Raw genomic sequence first — 16,038 nt, 5'->3', positions numbered from 1 at the left:
GATAATAATCTTTTTAATAGGCTCTTTCTTTTTTGCCTTCATAGAAGTTCATGAAAGCTTTATTTACTACGCGCATACCACCTGGGGTGGGATAGTCTCCGGTAAAATACCAATCGCCGGGATGATTTGGACAGGCTTTATGCAGATTTGAAATAGACTGAAATATGATTCGTACATCGGTTTGGATCTCATCGGTCTTTAATAATTGGGCAATCTTATTTGATATTTCGTCTGGAGTAAAAGGAGCGTAAACTTCTTTTACATAATTTTCTTGATGAGGGTTTTCAATATTGGCTTTACACTTTTCGTATACACGATCAATTATGCCATATTGATTTGTGTCTTTTAAAAGCTCCAGAGTGGCTTTAAAAGCAATAAATTCGTCCAAATTCGCCATGTCTATGCCATAACAATCCGGATATCTTATTTGTGGTGCGGAAGAAACGATGATCAATTTTTTAGGATTTAATCGATTCATAATTCTAATAATACTTTGTTTCAAAGTAGTTCCTCGCACAATACTATCATCAATAATGACCAAATTGTCATTGGGTTTAATCACGCCGTAGGTTACATCATAGACGTGTGCTACCAAATCGTTACGACTGTTTCCATCAGAGATAAATGTTCTCAACTTCGCATCTTTGATGGCAATTTTTTCAATTCTAGGTCTAACAGATAAAAGAGTGGTTAACTTTTCTGCAGAAATACTTCTTTTACCTGCCAGTATTACTTTTAATTTTTCCTGGTTTAAATAATCCTCTGCAGCTTCCGAAAGTCCGTAAAAAGAGGTTTCTGCTGTATTCGGAATGTAGGAAAAGACAGTGTTTTCTATATCATAGTTAATCGTTTCTAACACTTTTGGAAAAATATATTTTCCGAGTTTTTTTCTTTCCTGATAAATATCTGCATCAGAGCCTCTTGAAAAGTAAATCCTTTCAAATGAGCAGGATTTGTTTTCCAAAGGAGCTTTTATTTCATCAATGGATAAAGATCCATTTTTCTTCAAAATTAATGCAGAACCTCTTGTGAGTTCTTTTACTTTGTCAATATGTACGTTGAAAACCGTTTGTATCACAGGACGTTCTGAAGCTACAACAACAACTTCATCATCTTTGTAATAAAATGCAGGTCTTATACCATTGGGATCTCTAAAAACAAAAGCGTCTCCATGACCTAATAGACCTGCCATGGCATAACCGCCATCCCAATTTTTTGAGGCTCTTTTGAGTATATTTTGAATATCTACATGTTGAGCAATTAGTGGCGAAGCCTCTTTTTTTGTAATTCCTTTTTCTTTGAAATGATCGTATAAATGTTGAACTTCATCATCCAAAAAATGTCCGATCTTTTCCATAATGGTTACGGTATCAGTATTTTCTTTTGGATGCTGACCAAGGGCAATTAACTCGTTGAGTAACTGCATAGAATTGGTCATGTTAAAATTACCGGCCACAATGAGGTTTTTGTGCTGCCAATTGTTCTGTCGTAAAAAAGGATGAACGCTTTCAATACTGTTTTTACCAAAAGTTCCATACCTTACATGACCCAAATAGACATTCCCTAGATAGGGCATATTGTTCATTTGCCATTCTAAGTCATCTATTTTGTCTGGATTTTGTTCTAATACTCCGTTTAACCTTTCGTTAATTTTTGTAAAAATGTCTTGAATCGGTTGTGCATCATTGGATCTAATTCTGCTCATAAATCGCGTACCCGGCTCTACGTCGAATTTGATGCTCGCAAATCCCGCTCCATCTTGCCCTCGATTGTGTTGTTTTTCCATCAATAAATACATCTTATTGATTCCGTAAAACGCAGTGCCGTATTTTTCTCTATAAAAAGACAGAGGCTTTAATAGCCGAACCATTGCAATTCCGCATTCGTGTTTAATCGCATCACTCATATCTAAACAGAATATTCTTTAGTTTAACTCTATATCAAATTGGGTTAGTTGCTTAAATTCCTGCAACCTACGGTTGATTTCATCTTTGGTGAGATATTCCATCCTTCTCGTTCCAAATTTTTCCACACTAAAAGAAGCCAAATTTGAACCATAGATAACCGCTCTTTTCATGTTTTCAAAATTGATGTCGTGGGTTCCAGCCAAATAACCTATAAATCCTCCTGCAAAAGTATCGCCAGCACCTGTAGGATCAAAAACTTCCTCCAGGGGAAGGGCAGGAGCAAAAAAGACTTTTCCATCATAAAAAAGAAGCGCGCCATGTTCTCCTTTTTTAATAACCACGTATTTCGGACCCATGGAATAAATCTTTTGAGCAGCTTTCACAAGAGAATATTCACCACTTAATTGCCTGGCTTCTTCATCATTAATTGTGATCACATCTACTTTCTTTAATACTTCCATCAATTCATCCCAAGCATTATCCATCCAGTAATTCATGGTATCTAATACGACCAACTTTGGTCTTTTTGGAATTTGCTGAATAACTGCCATCTGAACCGAAGGATGTAAATTCCCCAACATTAAAAAGTCGGGTTCCTTAAATTTTTCAGGAACTTTAGGCTGAAAGTTGGCCAATACATTTAACTCAGTAGCTAGGGTATCACGTGTATTGAGATCGTTGTGGTATTTTCCACTCCAAAAAAAAGTTTTTCCTTCAGGTACAATTTCAATTCCAGAGGTGTCAATGTTTCGATCTTCCAAAAATTCGAGATATTCTTTTGGAAAATCATTTCCGATAACAGACACTATACACGAATCTACTTTAAATTGCGAAGCTGCTAAAGACAAATAGGTCGCAGCCCCACCAATTATTTTTTCTGTCTTCCCAAATGGGGTTTCGATTGCATCAAAAGCAACTGTTCCTACGATTAAAAGCTTACTCATTAAACGCTAATTGATTACTTTTGCAAAAGTAATACTTATTAATAAGAAATAGCTCATAGCCTTGAGTAAAAGCTTTTCTAAGTGTGTTAATGAAAACCAAAAGAGTACAAAATTAGGTTAATTATAAAAGTATATGACGATTAAAGAAATACAAGAAGAGATTATTGATGAGTTTGAATCTTTTGAAGATTGGATGGAAAGATATGATTATATGATAGAATTGGGCAAATCTTTACCAGAAATGGAAGAATCGCTCAAAGGAAATGAAAACCTCATCAAAGGTTGCCAGTCAAAAGTTTGGGTCCATTCAGAAATGCAAGGAGATAAACTTCATTTTTTTGCAGATAGTGACGCCATTTTAACAAAAGGAATTGTTGCGCTTTTATTAAGGGTTTATTCCGATCAAACACCTCAGGATATTTTAAACAATGATTTATTCTTTATCGATCAAATCGGTCTCAAAGAACATCTTTCTCCAACACGTGCCAACGGACTTGTTTCTATGATCAAACAATTTAAATTGTACGCCTTGGCCTATCAAACCAAATTATCCTAAATATTGTATATTTGCACTTATTTAGAATCATTTTAAACGAAAAAAATGAGCGGAGTAAACACAGATGTATTGGGTGAAAAAATTGTGGAGAAATTAAAGTCGATTTTTGATCCTGAAATTCCAGTAGATATTTATGAATTGGGTTTGATTTATGATGTTTTTGTAAATGAAAAACATGATGTAAAAATTTTAATGACCCTGACTTCGCCAAATTGTCCGGTGGCCGAGACACTACCGGTAGAGGTAGAAGAAAAAGTAAGATCTATAGATGAGGTTCGAAATGCAGAGGTTGAAATTACTTTTGATCCACCTTGGACCCAAGATATGATGAGTGAAGAGGCCAAACTTGAGTTAGGATTTTTATAAGATTAAAATGGCGGAAGAGATTTTAAACAGAGTAGCCAATAGTGCTTTGGTTACCATAGATTTAGAAGATTTTTATCCTGAAGGAAATAGATTTCAGATTGATTTAAAAGACTGGCTTTTTGAAGAACAGATTTTAATTGAGAAAGATTTCAGACAAAAATTAGCTGAACATGATTGGAATCAATATCAACATGCTTTTGTTGCCATTCAATGCTCTGTCGATGCAATCATTCCTTCATGGGCTTATTTACTCGTCACAACTTATTTAGAACCATTTGCTAAAAAGGTAGTTGTTGGTGATTTGAATTTATTGGAAACAGTTCTTTTTACTGAAATTATTAGTAATTTTTCGGTTGATTACGTTCAAGATAAGCCCGTTATTCTTAAAGGTTGCTCAGAAAAACCAATTCCGGATTCTGCCTACACCCTACTTATTCAAAAACTTAAGCCCGTTGTACGATCTTTAATGTATGGTGAGGCTTGTTCTAATGTACCTTTATACAAGAAAAACAAAACTACATAACGCTACAACTTAATTTTTTTATAATGAAAAGAATCCCCCTATTTTTTATTGTCTTACTTATGGCATTTTCTGCCACAGCACAAACAAAAGAAGAATTAGAAAGTAAAAAAGCTGCTGCTCAAGACTCTTTGGATGTATTAAAAAAACGAACAAGTGCCATTCAAAGCCAGATAGATGCTTTACCAGGTTGGCGTTTTAATGCTTTTGGTACGGTTGGAGGTAGTCTTTCCGGTTTTAATAACTGGTATGGTAAAGAAACGCCAAACTCCTCTGTTGGAAACTTTGGTTTTAATATAAATGCTTCTGCAGACAAAATTGAAGACAAATATTTTTGGAAAAATGCAATGAACCTTAACATTAGTTGGGTAAAGAGTGATGATAAAGATGATCCGAACGACAGTGAAGATTATGAAGTAGCTACAGACGTATTAAATCTCTCCTCACTGTATGGATTTAAACTTACAAAGAGTTTTGCTGTTTCAGCTTTTGGCGAGTACAGGTCTACTTTGGTTAATAATTTTAACGATCCCGGGTTTTTGGATCTTGGTGTTGGGGGTACTTGGACGCCATTTAATGAATTAGTTGTGGTCATTCATCCTTTAAACTATAACTTCGTTTTTAGCAGCTCAGGAGTAGATTACCAATCTAGTTTAGGTGCTAAAATAGTCGCTGATTACAATAAAAAATTTGGAGCCTTAAATGTTAAATCTAACCTATCTGTTTTCTTAAGTTACGAAGATGGAGATTACTCTAATTATACCTGGACCAACTCTGTAAATTATAACGTATGGAAGAACCTAGGTTTAGGTTTTGATCTGGGTTTGAGAAAGAACAAACAAGAAGCATTTAACTACCAGAGAATTGACAATCCAGGCCTTGAATTACCTGATGCAGATAATAAGTTACAATCTTATTGGTTATTTGGTTTAACATATAATTTGAAATAATCTCAAGTAATTTAATAGATTAAGGCATATTTCTTATTTTAGCTAAAATCTTTTCAAATGACCTTGTTGATCATTTATGCCACTGTTTCTATTTTTTTCTCCTTTTTGTGTTCTGTTCTTGAAGCGGTTTTATTAAGCGTTACACCAACATTTGTCGCGGTTAAAAAGAATGAAGGTAAAAGTTATGCCGCTGTTTTGGAGAAGCTAAAAGAGGATATAGATGAGCCTTTAATCACGATACTTACAATCAATACTGTTGCGCACACCGTTGGAGCGATTTTGGTGGGAGTTCAGGCGGAAAAAACTTTTGGCTCGGGAAATAATGCTGTAGGCATAGTTTCTGCGATTATGACCATTTTAATTCTGGTAGTATCAGAAATTATTCCTAAAACGATTGGGGCAACACTTTGGCAGCAATTAGCAGGTTTTTCGGCGGTCGCCATTAAAGTTTTAATGTTTCCTTTAAAATATACTGGAATATTGTGGTTATTAAAGCAAACTACCAGGCTGATAGGAAAATCTGAGCATGTGGTGATGAGCAAAGAAGAGTTAGCAGCAATGACTGATATTGCTGAAGATCAGGGTGTTTTTGATACCAAAGAGAGCGCGATCATTAAAAATCTCATCAATTTTGAGCAAGTAAAAGCAAAACAAATTATGACGCCTAGAACAGTTTTGCAAAGCGCATCAGAACATGTAAAAATTACAGATTTTTATAAAAAATATGGTCATTTAAATCATTCTCGGATTCCGGTATATGATAAATCAACAGATGATATAACCGGGTATTTTTTAAAAGATGAGATGTTAAACGCCATGATTCAAGGGAAAGGAGAGGAACCATTAGCAAGTATCAAAAGGGACATTTTGGTGTATGATAGAAATACACCGATACCTGAATTGTTTGAAAAATTGACAACCAATAATGAACATATCTCTTTAATTGTTGATGAGTATGGTTCAGTTAGTGGAATCGTTACTCAAGAAGATATTATTGAAACGCTTTTAGGGTTTGAAATTATAGATGAAATTGATAGTGTTGAGGACATGCAATCATTCGCAAAAAATCTTTGGGATATAAGAGCAAAAAACCTTGGCCTAAAAAATACCGCAATCCAACAATCTAGTAGAAAGAATAAAAACTAGTTTTCAGAATCGAATTCTTGGTAAAGAAAGTCGTTATAAGGAAATCTGGTGATGTGGATTTTTTTCACTTCTTCATATACCAGTTCTCTGAACTCTTCCATATTTTCTTGGTTTAGGGCAGAGATAAAAATACAATGACCATTCATTTTTTTCATCCAAGTCCGTTCCCATTCTTCTAGCGTAAAATGTGCTTTAGTTTTTTCGGTTATCAGATCATCCTCCTCAATTGTTTCAGGATCATAAGCATCAATTTTATTAAAAACCATCACTACAGGTTTATCGGCACTTTTAATTTCTTGTAAAATAGTATTTACAGAATGAATGTGGTCTTCAAAGTTCTTATGAGAAATATCTACTACATGCAAGAGTAAATCGGCTTCTCTTACTTCATCTAAAGTAGACTTAAATGATTCAACCAATTGTGTAGGTAATTTTCTGATAAAACCAACCGTATCTGTTAGTAAAAAGGGAATATTTTTAATTACCACCTTTCTCACTGTTGTGTCTAAAGTGGCAAATAACTTGTTTTCAGCAAAAACATCACTTTTACTAATTACATTCATCAGAGTAGATTTTCCAACATTGGTATAACCTACCAAAGCAACACGAACAAGTTTTCCGCGATTCTTCCTTTGAACAGCCATTTGCTTATCAATGGTTTTCAATTTTGCTTTTAAAAGCGAAATTTTATCACGAATAATACGTCTATCAGTTTCGATTTCTGTCTCACCCGGACCTCTCATTCCAATTCCACCTTTTTGTCTTTCGAGGTGAGTCCACATTCTGGTAAGTCGGGGGAGCAAATATTGGCATTGCGCTAATTCTACTTGAGTTCTTGCATAAGATGTTTGCGCTCTTTGGGCAAAAATATCGAGAATGAGATTGGTTCTGTCTAATACCTTTATGTTCAAAACTTTCTCAATATTTCGCAATTGTGCAGGACTCAATTCATCATCAAAAATAGCAGTATTGATATCGTTTTCGTCAATATATGTTTTTACTTCATTCAATTTTCCTGAGCCAATAAAAGTTCTTGGATCTGGATATTCTAGCCTCTGTATAAACCTTTTTTTGGTTTCTCCACCTGCTGTAAATGTCAGAAATTCAAGCTCATCTAAATACTCCTCAGCCTTTTCTTCATTTTGTTCTTTGGTAATAATTCCAACTAAAACAACATTTTCTATTTCCGTTTGCTTTTTTTCTATCATGGCACAAATTTACAAAGTCCATTCCATTTCTATTCACAGAAACATAAATTTGTACATTGCCAAATTATTTGAAATTTGAATTGTTGGATACACAAGATTACTTCTCGATAGCCTTTTACAATGTTGAAAACTTATTCGATGCTGAACATACTGATTTTACTTTGGATGAAGATTTTACTCCTGACGGCAAACTGGAGTGGAACAAGGAAAAGTATCAATTTAAATTACATCGAATTGCTGAAACAATTGCTGGAATCGGACTGAATGAAACGAATCAGCCACCTGTTTTAATAGGTTTGGCGGAGGTAGAAAATGATAAAGTATTACTCGATTTACTTAGTCAGAAGGAATTAGCCCCATTTAATTATGATTTTGTTCATTACGAATCTCCAGATGAACGCGGCGTTGATGTGGCCTTTTTATACAGAAAGGATTTTTTTGAATTGATTTATTCTGATGTTTACCCTTTGTTGATTTATGAACAAGGTCAGGCCAGAGATTATACCCGTGATATTTTATTGATTTGCGGAAAATTATTTGGTGAAAAAATATATGTCATTATCAATCATTGGCCATCGAGAAGCAATGGGAAGAGCTATACCGAAAATAAAAGAATTTCGGGCGCTAAAAAGGTCAAGGAAATTATGAATCAGGTTTATGAAGAGACAAAAGATGCAAAAGTAATTGTTATGGGCGATTTTAACGACAGCCCAAAAAATCATTCTATCATTCAGCTCGTCAATCAGAATAACTTGATCAATCCCATGTTAGACATGCAAAAAAGTGGTTTAGGAAGTTTAATCCATCTAGGGAAATGGCACCTCTTTGACCAGATTATGTTCAATAAAAATGTTTTAAACAGCGATCAAAGCACTTTTGTGTCTGCCCATATTTTTAGTCCCGATTTTTTGATTGAGAAAAATGGCAGGGGCAAGGGAGGTCCTTTTAGAACTTATAATGGCAGCAGATATGTGGGAGGTTACAGCGATCACTATCCTGTTTATGCTATTTTTAAAAAGAAATAGAATTTTTCTAAGTAATGATAGAATGCTCTATACTCAAATGAAAAAGCGCATCGCCCCGATTCACAATTGGGGAGGTATTTACACAAATAACATAACCATCATTCGTTGCAGTTACCCTTTTTTCAAATTCGCCAAAAGGATCTGTAATATTTGCTAAAACTTCATTTTTCTTAACAAACCCACCATTTGTAGCTTTTAAGTGCAACATACCGGAATGTTTGGCTCTAATCCAATGTGATTTTTTTATAATGACTTTGCTCTTTTGAAGAGGCTTGATATCAGGGCTCATTTTTAGAAATGACATGACATTTCGTACCCCGTTCACACCGCTTTCTACTACTTTAGGATCAATATTTTTAGATTTTCCACCTTCAAAAAGAAGTGTTGTTTTGCCCAATTTAAAGAGCGCTTCCCTTATGGATTTATTGATGTAATTACTGTGTACAATCATAGGTGCACCAAAAACTTGAGCTAACTCAAAAGACTTCTCTTCTGATAGAACACACCTCACCTGAGGTACATTATCTCTGTCGGCACTTCCGGTATGAAAATCGATGACATAATCTACAACCGGACCAATCTCTTTTACAAATTGATTTGCGAACTGACTTGCTAAAGAGCCATTTGGAGAACCGGGGAATACACGATTTAAATCTCTCCCATCAGGGAATTGTCTGGTTTGGTTGAGATAACCAAAAATATTAAAAACAGGAATACATATAACCGTACCTGATGTAGGTTTATTGATACCATATTTGATCATTTTTCTAATGATCGCCACACCGTTTACTTCATCGCCGTGAATGCCGCCAATCAATAAAAGTACAGGACCTTTTGCTTTGGCTCGTTCAACAATGATAGGAACGTAAAGGTTATTTCTAGTATGTAGTTTGGCGAGCTCAAGTTCAATAATTTTGCTCTCTCCTAGTTTGATTTCTGCACCCAATAATTTCATAGAAATCTATACATGTCTTTCAACAAATTTGATAATTTCTCTGGCAATATTTTTACCTGTTGCTCTTTCTATCCCCTCTAGTCCGGGAGAAGAATTTACTTCTAAAACCAAAGGACCTCTGTTTGACTGAACCATATCTACGCCTGCTACACCTAAACCTAGAGCCCGAGCTGCTTTTACGGCTGTAATTTCTTCTTCATCTGTAAGTTCTACCAAACTGGCAGTTCCTCCGCGGTGTAAATTAGATCTAAATTCTCCTTCTTTGCCCTGTCGTTTCATCGCGCCAACAACGACTCCGTCTACTACAAAAGCTCGGATATCTGCTCCACCAGATTCTTCTATAAACTCCTGAACAACAACCCTGGCTTGCAACCCGTTAAAAGCTTCAATAATAGATTTTGCAGCATTTTTCGATTCTGCCAATACAACCCCTAAGCCTTGTGTCCCTTCTAAAAGTTTCAAAACTAACGGTGTCCCTCCAACTGCATCAACCAAATGATCTACATCTTTTGAATAATTGGTAAAGACTGTTTTTGGCATTCCAACACTGGCTCTAGATAAGATTTGTAAGCTTCGCAATTTATCTCTGGATCTCACCAAAGCAACAGATTCTACAGCAGTAAAGACTTTCATCATTTCAAATTGTCGAACTACTGCCGTACCATAAAATGTTACGGATGCACCAATTCTAGGAATCACGGCATCAAAACCTTCTAAGTAATGATCGATGTAATATATTTTTGGCTTTCTTTTTTCAATTTCTATATTACATTTTAAATGATCTATTACCACGGCTTCATGACCTTTTTTTTCAGCGGCCTCTACCAACCTTTTGGTAGAATAAAGTTTGGGATTTCTAGATAGTATTGCTATTTTCATTATTATTCTTTTTGCTTTTTTGTTTATTTTTAAATGATAGATTTGTTCTATCTGTATCTACATTGAAGGTTTTATTTAGAAGTTCACGTCCTAATAAAACAGGGTATTTCATCTCGCCTCTCTCGCTTAAGGACAATTTAATAGGATAAATATTACCGAACAGAACGATTGTTGTATCAATAATATATCGATCTTCTGTACCTCCAAATGAATTTTTGATGGTTTTGACTTTGTAGTTTTTAGTACAAAATAATTTTTCATTGTACTCCTCATGGTTGGGATCCAGTAATCTAAATTGAATTGCTTTTACGCCCTCTTTTTCGACCAATTCAATATGATGACAATGAATGGAGGATGAATAGGCCCCGGTATCCGTTTTCACGGCAATATTTTCTAAGCCAAATTCAGGAAAATCGGCAAAATCTTTTCTTCCAATAAATAATTTCGACATCTGGGTTCTTTTACACTTTGTGCAAAAATACTATAAATCAACAAAATAACTGTTTGTCTTTAGATTTATAAGTTTTGATTTAGTCTTTTTTCAATAATCTAACTAAATGCTGCAATTCCGGTAATATCCATACCTGTTATAAGTAGATGGATATCATGTGTGCCTTCATAGGTAATAACAGATTCTAAGTTCATCATGTGTCGCATAATCGAGTAGTCACCTGTAATTCCCATTGCGCCGAGAATCTGACGAGCCTCGCGAGCAATATTCAGCGCCATTTCAACATTGTTTCTTTTGGCCATAGATATTTGTGCCGAAGTAGCTCTATCTTCATTACGTAAAACACCTAGTCTCCAAGTGAGTAATTGCGCTTTGGTGATTTCAGTAATCATTTCTGCTAACTTTTTCTGTTGTAATTGAAAGGCAGCAATTGGTTTTCCAAATTGTACTCTTTCTTTTGCATATCTAAGTGCCGTATCATAACAATCCATGGCTGCGCCTATTGCGCCCCAAGCGATACCATATCTGGCAGAATCTAAACAACCTAGGGGAGCTCCTAAACCTGATTTTCCGGGCAAAAGATTTTCTTTTGGAACTTTTACATTCTCAAAAATCAATTCTCCTGTTGCAGAAGCTCGTAAAGACCATTTATGGTGGGTCTCCGGAGTAGAAAATCCTTCCATTCCTCTTTCAACAATCAATCCATGAATTCTCCCTTCCTCATTTTTAGCCCATACCACTGCAATGTCTGCAAAAGGAGAATTTGAGATCCAAAGTTTAGCACCATTTAATAAATAATGGTCGCCCATATCTTTATATTTCGTCTCCATACCACCCGGATTAGAACCGTGATTGGGCTCTGTAAGGCCAAAACAACCCATCATTTCGCCACTCGCCAATTTGGGCAAATACTTTTGCCTTTGTTCTTCAGTTCCATATTTCCAGATGGGATACATGACCAATGAAGATTGAACTGAAGCCGTAGAACGGACGCCAGAATCCCCTCTTTCTATTTCTTGCATGATCAATCCGTAAGAGATTTGATCTAAACCTGCACCACCGTATTCAACCGGAATGTAAGGTCCAAAAGCACCTATTTCAGCCAAACCATTAATAATTTGCTTGGGAAATTCAGCCTTCTGCGCAGCATCTTCAATAATTGGACTCACTTCTCTTTTTACCCATTCTCTTGCAGCATCTCTCACTAACTTGTGCTCATCCGTCAACAAATCATCTAATAAATAATAATCGGGTGCCTGGAATAAATCTTGTGCCATTTTTGTTGAAATTTTAGTAATGACAAATGTACAGTTATGGCATGATAATTCAGAAAAAAACCGCAAAAAAACTTAATTTTATTTGTCTAATTTTGTACCGATGCGATATACTTTTGCCAAATCGGAAAAATTAAAAAATGAAAAGGAAATTTCTAAACTTTTTTTAGAAGGAGCATCAGTTTCGGTTTTTCCATTAAAGTTAATCTTCATGGAGAGCAGTTTTTCTGATACCCATTTGGTAAAAATGGCAGTTTCTGCTTCAAAGAGAAATTTTAAAAAAGCGGTTGATAGAAACAGAATTAAGAGAATGTTGAGAGAATTGTTCAGGTTAAATAAGCACGAGATTTACAGCTGTTTAGATAATAAAAAGTATGTAATGATGTTAATGTATGTGGGTAAAAAGGAAGAAAAAATGGAACTTCTTCAGTCAAAAATAGATCAGTTGATAGAAAAGTTTCGAGAAAAACAGCATTCGGCTTCCGCTTAAAAAATAATTTTATCATCAAAAATTTCGAAAAACATGAAAATTTATATAAAGAAAGGTCTCGTCATATTTGGGTTATTGGCAACGGTTTTTACCTTTTTTGCTTTTAGAACAGATTATTTTGAGATTGCCAAACAATTAGAGATTTACTCAACTTTGTTCAAAGAGTTAAATATGAATTATATTGATGAGATCAATCCGGCAGAATTAACTGAAACGGCTATTGATAACATGCTAGATGAACTCGATCCATACACAAAGTTTTATGATGAGCAGGGAGTTGAGGATGCCAAGATTAACGCTACAGGAGATTTTAGTGGTATTGGTGCTAGCACAAAATTCATCGATAATAAATTCTTTATCTATGAACTTTTTAAAGATCTTCCTGCGGAGAAGGCCGGGATAAAAGTTGGAGATGAAATTATTCAAGTGAATGGTTTAGAAGTTAAAGAGGGTAATATTCAAGAAATCTCCTCCCTCATGCAAGGCGCAGAGGGATCTGCGATTGACCTTCAAATTTTAAGACAGAACAATAAATTAGAATTTAATGTTGAACGAACAAAAATTGAAGCAGATCCCGTTCCACATTATCAGATGATAGATGATAAAATTGGATATATCGCCTTTAGTCGATTTAACTCAAAAGGATCAAAAGCCATTAAAAATGCCTTTGAAGATTTAAAAGATGCCGGAATGGACAGGCTTGTACTGGATTTAAGAGATAATCCAGGAGGTTTGTTGAATGAAGCAGTTGATATCACAAATTTTTTTATTCCAAAAGGGGAAGTTGTGGTAACGACAAAAGGGAAACTGACAAAATTGAGTGAAACCTACCGAACAAAAAATGAGCCCATAGATACTGAGATTCCAATTGTAGTGCTCATCGACAGGAATTCTGCTTCAGCTTCTGAAATTGTGGCGGGTTCTTTACAAGACCTTGATAGGGCGGTGGTAATGGGTGATCGTTCTTTTGGGAAAGGACTGGTTCAGAGATATATAGATTTGTCTTATGGCACAAAGTTAAAGATCACCATATCAAAATATTACACGCCAAGTGGAAGAAATATTCAAGAATTAGATTATACCCATCGTTCTGGAAGAGATGTTCCAAAATTCTCAGAAGAAAAGAGAAATTCTTTTAAAACCAAAAATGGACGCACTGTATATGATGGTGGAGGAATTGAACCAGATATTAAATTGAGCAAGCAAAAAGAAACACTTTCTACGGAAGCACTTTTAGAGTCTGACCTCATATTTTCTTATGTAAATAATTATTATTACAGCCATCCAAGTATTGCAAATCCTGAAGATTTTAAATTAACTTCATCAGATTATGAGGACTTTATCAAATTTGTATCAGAAAATTCGTCAAAATTTAAAATACAGTCTGAAAAGATTTTTGACGCAGGAATAGTAGCCTCTGAAAAGGAGGATTATAAAGATTTTATAAGTCCTGAGATTAAAAGTCTAAATCAAAAAATTCAAAAGAAAAAATTACAGGAACTTGAAATAAACAAGATTCTCATCATGCAAGAGTTATCAGATGAAATTATTAAGCGCTATTATTTCGAAAAGGGAACATATCAGAATCATTTGTACAAAAGCCCTTATGTACAGGAGGCAGTAAGCTTATTAAAAGATTTAGACCGTTATAAAAAAATACTAAAACCCTAATGAACGACATTAAACGTACCAAATCCCAAGAATCATCCAATGCCATCGAGCGGATGTATATTACCATGCGCCATTTGTTTAATCGCGGATTTTACAAACCGATGGGAGTTTCGGGAAAGACATTAAGGGAAGCCCTGCTTACCTTAAGACCTGAAATTTATGGTTCTATTGCCGAAGAAAAATCTGAATTAAATGGTTTGCTGTATGTCATTGAAAGGCTTCCAGAAGGAATTGCTGAATGCCAATTTATTCAGTTAACTGCAGAAGAAGGTCTTTCAAATTCTCATTTTAAGGCCATTGTTCCTTCAAAAAGGAGAAGAAATTGCTTTAGAATTGATAAAAATCAAATGAATATTGAGATCACAAGGGGGAGATCAGATATTTATGACGTGCTTACTCACCTAACTTTTTTATATATCGAAGCAGAAAAAATTGCCAAAAGAATTTTACTCAATGAGGAAGGAAGTTTAAGTAGAGAATGGCGCGTATTGGAAAATGCGATTTTGGACCACAAAAAATTGACAGAAAATGAAAAGGAAGTCATCTTTTCTTACCTCTCTGTTTTAATGGGTCGTACTTTTAGTGAAATTCAAATTTTTTATAAGAAATTTCAGACCAAAGAAAATCCTAATCGTTTCTTTGAGATTGTCTATTGGATGGGTAATCTAGCCCTTAAAGAATTGCTGGAAGACAAAAAGCATGTCATTAATTTTAGTCCGATTTTAAGAGAACGAATAGGCCATCATATTTACGGAGATATTTGGGCGAAGAATATCAAAGATCAACTTAAAAAAAACAATTTACTGCACAGAGAATTGCACATCATCAGCGCGAATATGCACAGCGTGATGAACACATTATATGTTTCTCAAGCTTTGCCAAAGGAGTTTGAAGCGATGGAAAACGGAGCCATTTTTGAAAATTTAAGCAAGTCAGAAAATAGCGGACTTCAAGAAAAGATCAGGAAATATGCGGCTAAAAATGGACTTGTTTTTGTGGATGACACATCAGGTACCAACATTGATGTGCAAATAATTGATACAGCCAAAGTAGATTTGAGTAAAACCAATTTCAGCTCTAACAAAAGTGAAGAGAATAAACCAGTGATCATCGTAATGGATTATGCTTTTGGTGAGCAGGCCTATGAAACTCTGGATGAATTGCTCAAACCCTATCAATTTGAAAATGGACTGCTTAAGTATTTAAATGTTCATTCTGTGTCCATCATGGGAAAAGCAGGAATTTTAGAAGGGGGCAAAGGAGATATTATGATCCCAACAGCGCATGTTTTTGAAGGTACGGCAGACAATTATCCATTTAAAAACAAACTCAAAAAAGAGGATTTAAGTGGATATGGTATTGATGTTTATAAAGGAACAATGGTCACGGTTTTAGGAACTTCTCTGCAAAACAAGGATCTGTTAGAATTTTTTTACAATTCATCCTGGAAAGTTATTGGTTTAGAAATGGAAGGGGCGCATTATCAAAAGGCTATTCAAGCTGCTTCGAGAATTAGAGGAAACATCAGTAAAAAAGTAGATGTGCGCTATGCCTATTATGCATCTGACAACCCTTTAGAAACCGGAAGTACTTTAGCCTCTGGTGGGTTAGGAACAACGGGAGTAAAACCAACCTATCTCATTACTCAAAAAATATTGGAGCAAATTCTCTAATCGATACGATTCGATTATATTTG

At 35.1% G+C, this 16,038-nt stretch carries 16 protein-coding genes; 9 read left to right on the top strand and 7 right to left on the bottom strand.

Annotation, left to right across the window (positions count from 1 at the left end):
* Positions 1-13: 13 nt before the first annotated feature.
* Positions 14-1,906, bottom strand: a complete 1,893-nt coding sequence (locus ACFQ39_RS05015; protein WP_377176890.1) for an amidophosphoribosyltransferase — start codon at positions 1,904-1,906, stop codon at positions 14-16.
* A gap of 18 nt (positions 1,907-1,924) precedes the next feature.
* Complete coding sequence (locus tag ACFQ39_RS05010) at positions 1,925-2,851, bottom strand: PfkB family carbohydrate kinase (RefSeq protein WP_377176889.1); 927 nt, start codon at positions 2,849-2,851, stop codon at positions 1,925-1,927.
* A gap of 133 nt (positions 2,852-2,984) precedes the next feature.
* Here ACFQ39_RS05010 and ACFQ39_RS05005 point away from each other — a divergent pair, with 133 nt between their 5' ends.
* The 5 genes from ACFQ39_RS05005 to ACFQ39_RS04985 are packed head-to-tail and all read left to right on the top strand — an operon-like array spanning position 2,985 to position 6,389.
* A complete protein-coding gene (locus ACFQ39_RS05005; RefSeq protein WP_377176888.1) occupies positions 2,985-3,407 on the top strand; it encodes a SufE family protein in 423 nt (140 codons plus the stop codon).
* A 45-nt stretch (positions 3,408-3,452) separates the two neighbouring features.
* Complete coding sequence (locus ACFQ39_RS05000) at positions 3,453-3,773, top strand: SUF system Fe-S cluster assembly protein (protein ID WP_377176887.1); 321 nt, start codon at positions 3,453-3,455, stop codon at positions 3,771-3,773.
* 7 nt (positions 3,774-3,780) lie between these two features.
* The gene (locus ACFQ39_RS04995; protein ID WP_377176886.1) at positions 3,781-4,296 is read left to right on the top strand and encodes a DUF2480 family protein; all 516 of its coding nucleotides are present in this window, start codon (positions 3,781-3,783) and stop codon (positions 4,294-4,296) included.
* 23 nt (positions 4,297-4,319) lie between these two features.
* Positions 4,320-5,243, top strand: a complete 924-nt coding sequence (locus ACFQ39_RS04990; protein ID WP_377176885.1) for a DUF3078 domain-containing protein — start codon at positions 4,320-4,322, stop codon at positions 5,241-5,243.
* A gap of 57 nt (positions 5,244-5,300) precedes the next feature.
* The gene (locus ACFQ39_RS04985) at positions 5,301-6,389 is read left to right on the top strand and encodes a CNNM domain-containing protein (protein ID WP_377176884.1); all 1,089 of its coding nucleotides are present in this window, start codon (positions 5,301-5,303) and stop codon (positions 6,387-6,389) included.
* Here the strand turns inward: ACFQ39_RS04985 and hflX are convergent.
* Positions 6,386-7,597 (bottom strand): GTPase HflX, encoded by a 1,212-nt coding sequence (hflX, locus tag ACFQ39_RS04980; RefSeq protein ID WP_377176883.1) that lies wholly within the window; start codon positions 7,595-7,597, stop codon positions 6,386-6,388. The two genes, ACFQ39_RS04985 and hflX, sit on opposite strands and share 4 nt — an antisense overlap.
* An 83-nt stretch (positions 7,598-7,680) precedes the next feature.
* On the opposite strand from hflX, the gene ACFQ39_RS04975 reads away from it, so the two are divergent.
* Positions 7,681-8,622, top strand: coding sequence for an endonuclease/exonuclease/phosphatase family protein (locus ACFQ39_RS04975; protein ID WP_377176882.1), 942 nt, complete (start codon positions 7,681-7,683; stop codon positions 8,620-8,622).
* A 7-nt stretch (positions 8,623-8,629) separates the two neighbouring features.
* On the opposite strand, the gene ACFQ39_RS04970 is transcribed toward ACFQ39_RS04975, so the two are convergent.
* From ACFQ39_RS04970 to ACFQ39_RS04955, 4 genes are all read right to left on the bottom strand, one after another.
* On the bottom strand, positions 8,630-9,577 hold the full coding sequence (locus ACFQ39_RS04970) for a succinylglutamate desuccinylase/aspartoacylase family protein (RefSeq protein WP_377176881.1): 948 nt from the start codon (positions 9,575-9,577) through the stop codon (positions 8,630-8,632).
* Between the two features lie 6 nt (positions 9,578-9,583).
* Positions 9,584-10,456 carry a 30S ribosomal protein S6--L-glutamate ligase gene (gene rimK, locus ACFQ39_RS04965; RefSeq protein ID WP_377176880.1) on the bottom strand — a complete coding sequence of 291 codons (873 nt, stop codon included), beginning with the start codon at positions 10,454-10,456 and terminating at the stop codon, positions 9,584-9,586.
* A complete protein-coding gene (locus ACFQ39_RS04960) occupies positions 10,434-10,907 on the bottom strand; it encodes an ATP-dependent zinc protease family protein (RefSeq protein WP_377176879.1) in 474 nt (157 codons plus the stop codon). Before ACFQ39_RS04960 ends, rimK begins: the two co-directional genes overlap by 23 nt.
* A 98-nt stretch (positions 10,908-11,005) precedes the next feature.
* Positions 11,006-12,184, bottom strand: a complete 1,179-nt coding sequence (locus ACFQ39_RS04955; RefSeq protein ID WP_377176878.1) for an acyl-CoA dehydrogenase family protein — start codon at positions 12,182-12,184, stop codon at positions 11,006-11,008.
* 100 nt (positions 12,185-12,284) lie between these two features.
* Between ACFQ39_RS04955 and rnpA the strand changes: the two genes are divergently transcribed.
* From rnpA to ACFQ39_RS04940, 3 genes are read left to right on the top strand one after another with little or no spacing between them, the layout of a single operon-like run.
* Positions 12,285-12,671, top strand: a complete 387-nt coding sequence (gene rnpA, locus ACFQ39_RS04950) for a ribonuclease P protein component (RefSeq protein WP_377176877.1) — start codon at positions 12,285-12,287, stop codon at positions 12,669-12,671.
* A gap of 33 nt (positions 12,672-12,704) precedes the next feature.
* Complete coding sequence (locus ACFQ39_RS04945; RefSeq protein ID WP_377176876.1) at positions 12,705-14,342, top strand: S41 family peptidase; 1,638 nt, start codon at positions 12,705-12,707, stop codon at positions 14,340-14,342.
* A complete protein-coding gene (locus ACFQ39_RS04940; protein WP_377176875.1) occupies positions 14,342-16,015 on the top strand; it encodes a DUF6909 family protein in 1,674 nt (557 codons plus the stop codon). The genes ACFQ39_RS04945 and ACFQ39_RS04940 overlap by 1 nt, the downstream gene beginning before the upstream one ends.
* Positions 16,016-16,038: the final 23 nt, after the last annotated feature.

The organism is Namhaeicola litoreus, from assembly GCF_042679565.1.
Taxonomy (GTDB): domain Bacteria; phylum Bacteroidota; class Bacteroidia; order Flavobacteriales; family Flavobacteriaceae; genus Namhaeicola; species Namhaeicola litoreus.
This window is presented reverse-complemented; position numbering and strand designations above follow the sequence as displayed.

What these genes read in the sequence shown, in the direction of transcription:
- ACFQ39_RS05015 (WP_377176890.1), bottom strand. Translation starts at nt 1,906, where the DNA reads ATGAGTGATGCGATTAAACACGAATGCGGAATTGCAATGGTTCGGCTA.
- ACFQ39_RS05010 (WP_377176889.1), bottom strand. Translation starts at nt 2,851, where the DNA reads ATGAGTAAGCTTTTAATCGTAGGAACAGTTGCTTTTGATGCAATCGAA.
- ACFQ39_RS05005 (WP_377176888.1), top strand. Translation starts at nt 2,985, where the DNA reads ATGACGATTAAAGAAATACAAGAAGAGATTATTGATGAGTTTGAATCT.
- ACFQ39_RS05000 (WP_377176887.1), top strand. Translation starts at nt 3,453, where the DNA reads ATGAGCGGAGTAAACACAGATGTATTGGGTGAAAAAATTGTGGAGAAA.
- ACFQ39_RS04995 (WP_377176886.1), top strand. Translation starts at nt 3,781, where the DNA reads ATGGCGGAAGAGATTTTAAACAGAGTAGCCAATAGTGCTTTGGTTACC.
- ACFQ39_RS04990 (WP_377176885.1), top strand. Translation starts at nt 4,320, where the DNA reads ATGAAAAGAATCCCCCTATTTTTTATTGTCTTACTTATGGCATTTTCT.
- ACFQ39_RS04985 (WP_377176884.1), top strand. Translation starts at nt 5,301, where the DNA reads ATGACCTTGTTGATCATTTATGCCACTGTTTCTATTTTTTTCTCCTTT.
- hflX (WP_377176883.1), bottom strand. Translation starts at nt 7,597, where the DNA reads ATGATAGAAAAAAAGCAAACGGAAATAGAAAATGTTGTTTTAGTTGGA.
- ACFQ39_RS04970 (WP_377176881.1), bottom strand. Translation starts at nt 9,577, where the DNA reads ATGAAATTATTGGGTGCAGAAATCAAACTAGGAGAGAGCAAAATTATT.
- rimK (WP_377176880.1), bottom strand. Translation starts at nt 10,456, where the DNA reads ATGAAAATAGCAATACTATCTAGAAATCCCAAACTTTATTCTACCAAA.
- ACFQ39_RS04960 (WP_377176879.1), bottom strand. Translation starts at nt 10,907, where the DNA reads ATGTCGAAATTATTTATTGGAAGAAAAGATTTTGCCGATTTTCCTGAA.
- ACFQ39_RS04955 (WP_377176878.1), bottom strand. Translation starts at nt 12,184, where the DNA reads ATGGCACAAGATTTATTCCAGGCACCCGATTATTATTTATTAGATGAT.
- rnpA (WP_377176877.1), top strand. Translation starts at nt 12,285, where the DNA reads ATGCGATATACTTTTGCCAAATCGGAAAAATTAAAAAATGAAAAGGAA.
- ACFQ39_RS04945 (WP_377176876.1), top strand. Translation starts at nt 12,705, where the DNA reads ATGAAAATTTATATAAAGAAAGGTCTCGTCATATTTGGGTTATTGGCA.
- ACFQ39_RS04940 (WP_377176875.1), top strand. Translation starts at nt 14,342, where the DNA reads ATGAACGACATTAAACGTACCAAATCCCAAGAATCATCCAATGCCATC.